Here is a 7,417-nt window from a genome sequence, read left to right as displayed (position 1 = left end):
CCCCTCGCCACAGGGATTCATGGCGCCTGTTCAGCGCCGCAAATAAGCCCCGAAATCAATATCCCCGGCACTGAGGATCGCTTGCACCCGGTTGTGCACATTGAGCTTGCGCAGGATCGCCGAGACGTGGGCCTTGACCGTGGTTTCGGCGATGTCCAGGGTGTAGGCGATCTGTTTGTTCGACTCGCCCTTGGTCATGCGTTCGAGCACCAGCAGTTGCTTGCGGGTCAAGGCCTGGAGCAGTTCCGGCGGGAATGCCGGGGTTTCGTTCAGGCGGCGGCCCATCGGGCTTTTTTGCGTGCGAATGATGTCGGGCGGCAGGTACACGTTGCCGTTGAGGATCTGCTCGATGGCGTCGGTCATCTGCGAGCGTGGCGAGGATTTGGTGATGAAGCCCACCGCACCATAGGTGATGGCCTGCAGCACCACCTGTTTGTCCTGCTCGGCGGAGACAATCACCACGGGGATGGTCGGTGCCTCGTTGCGCAGGTTGATCAGGCCATTGAGCCCGTGCATGCCGGGCATGTTCAGGTCCAGCAGGATCAGGTCCAGGTCGTCGTGCTCGGCAGTCAAGGCCAGGGCGCTGTCCAGGTCGGCGGTCTCCATGACCTCGCTGCCCGGAAAACCGTCGCTGATGACGTTGTGGATGGCTTCGCGAAACAGGGGGTGATCGTCGGCTATCAGGATTTTATACATGGCCATTCACCTCGTTATTGTCGTGTGGGGCAGGGCAGTTGCACGCACTTCTTGCAAGATCAGGGAAAGGGTTCGGGCCGGGCCGCTTGCAGGGGCAGGTTGGCCGCCTCCCAGGCATCGAGGCCATCGCGATACCAGTACACATGGTTATAGCCCATGGCAGCGGCGCGTTTTACCGCGTTCCAGCTCAGCCAGCAATCGGCGCGGCAATAAAAGACCAACGGCGAATCCAACCGCCCGCCGGTGGCCGTGCGCAGGTGATGGCTGAAGTAGTCCTGCCAGGTCGGGTCGAGGTCGCCGTCACCGGTATTGGCCAGCCACAGGCTGCCAGGGAGGTTGGCGTGGGGTTCGTTGTCGATGAAACGCCCTTGGACCCACGGCCGGCGATAAACGTCGATCAGCACCGGGGGCGAGGCTTGCTCAAGCAGCTGTTGCAGGGCCTGGGTATCGAGGGTCTGGGCGCCGTCGACAGTGGCGGGCGTCGGGCTGCGGTATTGGGCGATGCGGTAGCCCTGCGCTGAAAACAGCGTGGTCTCGGCCTGGGCGACATTCAGCGCCAGGCTCAGCAAGAGGATCGCCAGCAAACGGGGCATAGGATTTATCCTTTTTGTTATGCGCCCATTACATGCCAGGGTCGAGGTCTTGTGAATGCGACCATAGACAGGAAAACCAGTACTAAAGTAGTAATTTTGGCCATGGACCCTGCACAGAACCCTTGTGGGATATGGGGATGGGGCAATTCAATTGGCCTTGCGCAACGCCGCATGCTGCGGATTGAACGTCCACACCGCCAACAGCGCGAACACCAGGGTCAACCCCACGCACACTGCCATCGCCAGCAGGTTGAACTGCTCGTACAGCGCAAAACGCACCAACTCCACGCCGTGGGTGAACGGGCTGATCGAGCAAAGCCAGTACAGCCAAGGGCTGGCTTCCTGCATTTTCCACAATGGGTACAGCGCCGAAGACAGGAAGAACATCGGGAAGATCACGAAATTCATCACCCCGGCGAAGTTTTCCAGTTGCCGGATGGCATTGGACAGCAGCAAGCCCAGGGCGCTGAGCATCAGGGCCACCAGCAACAGGGCCGGCAGGGCCAGCAGCAGGCCCATGGTCGGTGGCTGGATGCCGTACAGCCAGGCGATAGCGAGAAAGGCATAGACCTGCAACAGCGAGATCAGCGAGGTCGCCAACAACTTGCTCGCCAGCAGGAACGCCCGGGGCAAGGGGCTGGTGAGCAACACGCGCATGCTCCCCATCTCCCGGTCGTAGACCATCGACAGCGAGCCCTGCATGCCGTTGAACAACAGGATCATGCAGGCCAGCCCGGGCACGATATACACCTCGTAGGGGATGTAGGTGTCGTAGGGCGCGATGATGGCGATGCCCAGTGCCGCGCGAAAACCGGCGGCGAACACCAGCAGCCACAGCAGGGGCCGTACCAGGGCACTGAGCAGCCGTGTGCGTTGCAGCACGAAGCGCAGCCATTCGCGCGTCACGATGCCGCTGAAACATTGCCAGTACGCATTCATGGCCCGACTCCCGTGGCGGTCAAGCGGGTGAAGGCCGAACCGAGGGTGCCCCCATGTTCCAGGCTCACCGCGTCGGCCTGTCCGCTGGCGACCAGACGGCCCTGGTGCACGATCAACAGGTCGTCGCTGGGCTGCACTTCGTCGAGCAAGTGAGTGGTCCAGAGCACGCTGATGCCTTGCTCGCTGCACAGTTGCCGGATGTGCAGAGCCAGGGCGAGGCGGCTGGCCGGATCGAGGCCGACGCTGGGTTCGTCGAGCAGCAACAGGTGCGGTTCGTGGAGCAAGGCGCGGGCGATCTCAACCCGGCGTCGATGGCCACCGTTGAGGTCGCGTACCCGCTCGTGGCGGCGCTCCGTCAGGTGCTGGCGGGTCAGTTCGGCGTCGATGCGGGCGCTGCCCTGGCGCCGCGAAAAACCGTGCAGCGCCAGGTGATAGCGCAGATTCTGTTCAATGCTCAGGTCCAGGTCCAGCGTGCTCTGTTGGAACACCACACCTAACTGGCGCAGGGCCGGTCTTGGTGATTTCTGCAGGGAATGACCGCCGATGTGGATCTCGCCACGTTGCAGGTCGTACAGGCGTGTGAGCAGGGCGATCAGCGTCGACTTGCCGGCACCGTTGGGACCCAGCAGCGCGGCGAAACGGCCTGCGGGCAGGCTGAAGTTCATCTGCTTGAGAGCTTCGCGCGCGCCATAGGCAAAGCTCAGGTCGCTGACCTCCAGGGCGTTCATGGCGTGACCACCACGCCCCAAGGGTAGCGCCCGACTTTCACCGACTTCAGGACCTTGCGGCTCTCTACATCGATCACCGAGACATCGCCGCTGACGCCGTTGGTCGCCAGCAGCTGCTTCTGGTCCGGGGTGAACGCCAGTTGCCAGACCCGTCTGCCCACCAGCAGATAATCCAGCACTTCGAAGGTCTTGGCGTCGATCACCGCCACATGGTTGGCCGGGCCCAGGGCGACGAACGCCAGCTTGCCGTCGGCGCTGAGCTTGATGCCCACTGGTTGGACCTTGTCCGGGTGCACGCCCTTGATCTGGAACGTCAGGGTCTTGAGCACCTGGCGCGTGGCGACGTCGAGTACGGTCAACGTGCCGCCGATCTCCGCCGAGGCCCAGAGCTGCGTACCGTCGCGATTGAACTCGACGAAACGTGGCCGCTGGTCCACCAGGGTGTTGTCAGCCAGGGTCTGGGTGCTGGTGTCGATCCAGTGCAGCATGTTCGTGGTTTCACTGGTGTTGACCGCCCACTTGCCGTCAGGGCTGACGGCCATGCCCTCGGGTTCGACACCCACGCCGATCTGGCCCAGCACTTCGGAAGTCTGGGTGTCGATCACCGTGACCAGGGCATCGTCTTCGTTGGAGACATACAGCCAGCGGTCGTTGGGGTGCAGGGCGAATTGCTCCGGGTCTTTGCCGGAAGGCAGTTCCTTGATGATCTTGCGGGTGGCGACATCCATCACCTGGACCCGGTCCGAGTCGCTGGCGCAGATGTACAGCAGGCGATTGTCGTGGGACAGCAGCAGGCCCCGGGGGCGCTGGCCAACCGGTAGGGTCTCGATGACTTCCAGGCTCTGCATGTCGATCAGGCTCAGGCTGTTGTCCTTCTCGTTGGAGACCCAGGCGATGCTGGCGGCGGCGGGGCCGGCAGCCAGCAGAACAGCACCCAGGGCAAGGACTTGGCAGAGCAGGGCTGGTTTGAACAGCGGGCGGCGCATGGCGGTTTTCCTTATTGTTGTTATCGATCAGGGGTAACGGCAGCTTACTTCGGGCCGGTCATAACCCAGGCTGTCCATTTCATTGGAAGGGTGGAGAAAACCGTCCTGGGGCGAAGTGCTGACCAGTGCCCGTGGCTGGACCAGGGGAATCGGTTGGCGCAATTGGCCGTTCCAGGGCCGGTAGCTGAGCTTGCGACCCTTGAAACCGTCCAGGGGCAACTGGTCGCTGAGGGCCAGCTGGCGAATGGCGAGCGGGTCGTCCTGACGCAACTTGCTCACGGCGCTGGCGATGCTGCGCACGGCGATCCAGGCAGCAAAGTCGCGGTCGTTCATCCAGCGTCCGGCCAGGGCTTCAAAGCGTTTTTGCAGTTGCGCCGCGCCGTAGGTTTCCACGGTCTTGTGCCAACCGGTGGGCGTCAGCCCTTGGGTGCCGGCCACCGGGCGTGGGTACCAGGTCTGGTAGGGCAGGTATTCACCGAAGTCGCCGCGCTCATCGGCCACCAGCACCACGTCATACTCGGCGGTCTGGGTGAACAGCGGCATGTCGGCCTGGGCGCTGCGGCGCTGGTCGTTGTCGAACTGCCAGGCCTTCTCGGCGACGATCTTCATGCCGAAGCGTTTCATGGCCCGGCGCAATGCGGCGGCATAGGCCTGGTCCTCGGGCGTCTGGCCGACGATCAGCAAGGCCCGCTGCCATTTACGCACGACGCTGAACTGCACCAGGGCATCGGCGAGCATGGCGCGGTCGGGCAGGCTGTGTAGCACGTTGCCCAGGCAGTCGGTGGTGCGCAGGCTGTCGTCGGGGCTACCGGCGTTGAACAGCAGGCTGTCGGGCAGGGCGGCGCTGAGTTGGCGCAGGCTGGCGGCCGGTGCGTTGACCACGAACAGCCGCAGGCCCTGGTCATGTTGGGTCCGGGCGGCCTGGAGCAGCGCTTCGGGAGTGTCGACGCTGGCGCTGTCCAGGCGGTAGTCGTGCTTGAGAAAACGCCCGGTGCTGTTGCTGTCGACGATCGCCAATTCAGCGCCGCGCAACCCGGCATCGGCCGGTTCGGCAATGACGTTGGATAGCAACGGGCCCGGATCGGGACGGTAACCCAGGTAGCCGATGCGCACTTGCAGCGGCGTGGCATCGCCCGCGTGAGCAGTTGCCGCTGCCAGCAGAGAAACCAGGGCGTAACTGACGAGCCGGCGCATGACATCCTCCATTGCAGGTAGCGCCAGCATAGAAAGCCCAGGGGCATGGGGAAATATGCAGAAAGTACCGCCGGTGCAGTACCAAGGTAGTAACTCACCTTGGAGGCCGGGGTTTTAGCATGCAGGCATCGTCATTGACCAGGAGGGGGCAGACCATGCGGATTCTCAAAGCGCTGCTGTTGCCGTTTCTGCTGATCCTGAGTTTGATCGGGGTTGACCGTCCCAAAACCTGGAAACCCCCGCTCCCACAGGGGGTGGGTGTCAATTCAGGGCTGGAGCGCTAGCCATGTCAGCCCTCTGGCGCATCAACCTCTGGGTCTCCGCCTTTTTCGCCCTGGTCACCCTGGCCTGTGCAGTCCTGCTGCTGCACCAGGCCATGGCCGATGTGAAACGAGAGCTGCAATCGGCCGAATCGGTGGTGCATTACCTGCGCGAAACCGCCGAGCGCGATCCGGCCAGTCTCCAGCCGCGGTTGACCGGCAGCCTGCGGCATGTGCGGGTCCGTTGGCTGGCCCCTGGGGAGTTGTTCCCGGCGAATGAATCCGGAATGAAGGCCTGGCTCGGCCGCCGGTTACTGGATGACGGACCCGCGGCTCAGGTGGTGGATTTGCCGGACGGTCGGCGGGCCTGGATTGCCGTCGACCCTCGCGATGAAATCGACGAGATTCTCGATTCCTTGGTGCAACTGTTGTACGTCTGTGCCCTGGCGCTGTCGCTCAGCCTGTTGGTGATTCGTTGGGGGGTACGCCGGGGCATGCGCTTGCTCGATGAGCTGCTGCATGCGTTGCGTCAGGTCTCAGCCGGGAACCTGCAGGTGCGCCTGGGCACTGAGGGTGTCCCGGAGGCGCAGCATCTGGCGGGGCATTTCAATCGCATGACCGCTGCGCTGGCCGAGGCCCAGGCCGATAACGCCCGGCTTACCCAGGCCTTGCTGGCCGTGCAGGAACAGGAGCGTACCCAGCTGGCCCAGACCCTGCACGACGACTTGGGCCAATATGTGGCCGGCATTCGTGCTCGCGCCTGCCTGCTGCGGCTGGTGATGGATCAGCCGCCGGCGCTGGAGCAGACCGTCAGCCAGCTCGAAGAGCATTGCGAGCATTTGCAATCGGGTTTCCGGGCACTGGTGCATGACTTGTACCCAGTGGTGTTGCAGTACCTGCCATTGGGCGAGGCCATCAGGCTATTGGCCGGGCAATGGCAGGCCGCCCAGGGCATCACCTGTCAGGTGTGGATCGACAAAACACTGCCGTCCTTGTCCGGTCCGGACAAGACCCACTTGTATCGTTTGTTGCAGGAAGCATTGACCAACGTTGCCCGGCATGCCGGCGCCACGCAGGTGCGGATTCGCCTGCAACACCGCGCCGGGCGCCTGAAGTTGCTGGTGCGCGACAACGGTTGCGGAGCGACGCAACCATCGCGCGCCGGTGTCGGCTTGCACTCGATGTCCGAGCGGGCGCGCAGCCTGGGCGGTGAGCTGCGCATCCTCAGCCAGCCTGGCGCCGGTTGGGCGCTGGCCTTGAATATTGCCCTGGAGGCGTGATGAACATTCTGTTGGTGGACGACCATGCGGTGGTTCGGCAGGGCTATGCCAGCCTTTTGCGGGTGTTGATGCCGGACCTGCAGGTCCGCGAAGCGGCGACCGGTGAGGAGGCGTTGAGCCAGGTGCAGGAGCAGGTGCCGCATCTGGTGATCATGGACTTCGGCCTGCCCGGTATCAGTGGCTTGGAAACCACCCGCCGGCTACGCCAGCGCCTGCCGCAACTGCGGGTGCTGTTTTTCAGCATGCACGATGAATTGCCCTTGGTGCGCCAGGCATTGGACGCTGGCGCCGCGGGCTACCTGACCAAGAATTCGGCACCGCAGGTGCTGGTCGACGCGGTGCGGCGAGTGCTGGCCGGGCATGTCTACATCGAGCAATCCCTGGCCACGCAACTGGCCTGCACCCGTTCGCGCCAGGATGTCGACCCGCGGCTGCAATGCATGACTCAACGGGAGTTGGAGATCTTTGTCATGCTCGCCAAGGGCACCCCCGCCCGCACCATTGCCGAACAGCTGTGCATCAGCGCCAAGACCGTGTCCAACCACCTGACGCTGCTCAAGAGCAAGTTGCAGGTCAGTTCCCATGCCGAGCTGGTGCACTTGGGGATCGATATGGGGGTGGTGCGGGTGGCGGGGTGAATCCCGGGTTCATTGTGGCGAGGGAGCTTGCTCCCGCTGGGGCGCGAAGCGGCCCTGAAACCAGGCACCTCGGTAGGACGGATTGACTGAGTTGGCTGGGGGA

The 7,417-nt window shown here is 63.6% G+C and carries 8 protein-coding genes; 2 read left to right on the top strand and 6 right to left on the bottom strand.

Going from position 1 to position 7,417, the window contains the following annotated elements; translation table 11 throughout:
* Positions 1-30 precede the first annotated feature (30 nt).
* The 6 genes from V7773_RS20950 to V7773_RS20925 form a co-directional block, all read right to left on the bottom strand.
* Positions 31-696 (bottom strand): response regulator transcription factor, encoded by a 666-nt coding sequence (locus V7773_RS20950; RefSeq protein ID WP_053122521.1) that lies wholly within the window; start codon positions 694-696, stop codon positions 31-33.
* 59 nt (positions 697-755) lie between these two features.
* Entirely contained in the window at positions 756-1,289 is a 534-nt protein-coding gene (locus V7773_RS20945) for a PQQ-dependent catabolism-associated CXXCW motif protein (protein ID WP_336074909.1), read from the bottom strand.
* 147 nt (positions 1,290-1,436) lie between these two features.
* Positions 1,437-2,228, bottom strand: a complete 792-nt coding sequence (locus tag V7773_RS20940) for an ABC transporter permease (protein ID WP_336074907.1) — start codon at positions 2,226-2,228, stop codon at positions 1,437-1,439.
* Positions 2,225-2,956 (bottom strand): ABC transporter ATP-binding protein, encoded by a 732-nt coding sequence (locus V7773_RS20935; protein ID WP_063321455.1) that lies wholly within the window; start codon positions 2,954-2,956, stop codon positions 2,225-2,227. The genes V7773_RS20940 and V7773_RS20935 overlap by 4 nt, the downstream gene beginning before the upstream one ends.
* Positions 2,953-3,942, bottom strand: coding sequence for a YVTN family beta-propeller repeat protein (locus tag V7773_RS20930; RefSeq protein WP_063321454.1), 990 nt, complete (start codon positions 3,940-3,942; stop codon positions 2,953-2,955). The genes V7773_RS20935 and V7773_RS20930 overlap by 4 nt, the downstream gene beginning before the upstream one ends.
* 27 nt (positions 3,943-3,969) lie before the next feature.
* Positions 3,970-5,136 (bottom strand): ABC transporter substrate-binding protein, encoded by a 1,167-nt coding sequence (locus V7773_RS20925; RefSeq protein WP_336074905.1) that lies wholly within the window; start codon positions 5,134-5,136, stop codon positions 3,970-3,972.
* A gap of 286 nt (positions 5,137-5,422) precedes the next feature.
* Here V7773_RS20925 and V7773_RS20920 point away from each other — a divergent pair, with 286 nt between their 5' ends.
* Together V7773_RS20920 and V7773_RS20915 are read left to right on the top strand one after the other, a co-directional pair.
* A complete protein-coding gene (locus V7773_RS20920; protein WP_336074904.1) occupies positions 5,423-6,676 on the top strand; it encodes a HAMP domain-containing sensor histidine kinase in 1,254 nt (417 codons plus the stop codon).
* Positions 6,676-7,314, top strand: coding sequence for a response regulator (locus tag V7773_RS20915; protein ID WP_063321452.1), 639 nt, complete (start codon positions 6,676-6,678; stop codon positions 7,312-7,314). Before V7773_RS20920 ends, V7773_RS20915 begins: the two co-directional genes overlap by 1 nt.
* Positions 7,315-7,417 lie beyond the last annotated feature (103 nt).

The organism is Pseudomonas sp. 3JA (genome assembly GCF_036961705.1).
Classification (GTDB): Bacteria; Pseudomonadota; Gammaproteobacteria; order Pseudomonadales; family Pseudomonadaceae; genus Aquipseudomonas; species Aquipseudomonas fluorescens_Q.
Note: the sequence above shows the minus strand (reverse complement) of the source record. Positions and strands in the feature narration are given on the sequence as shown.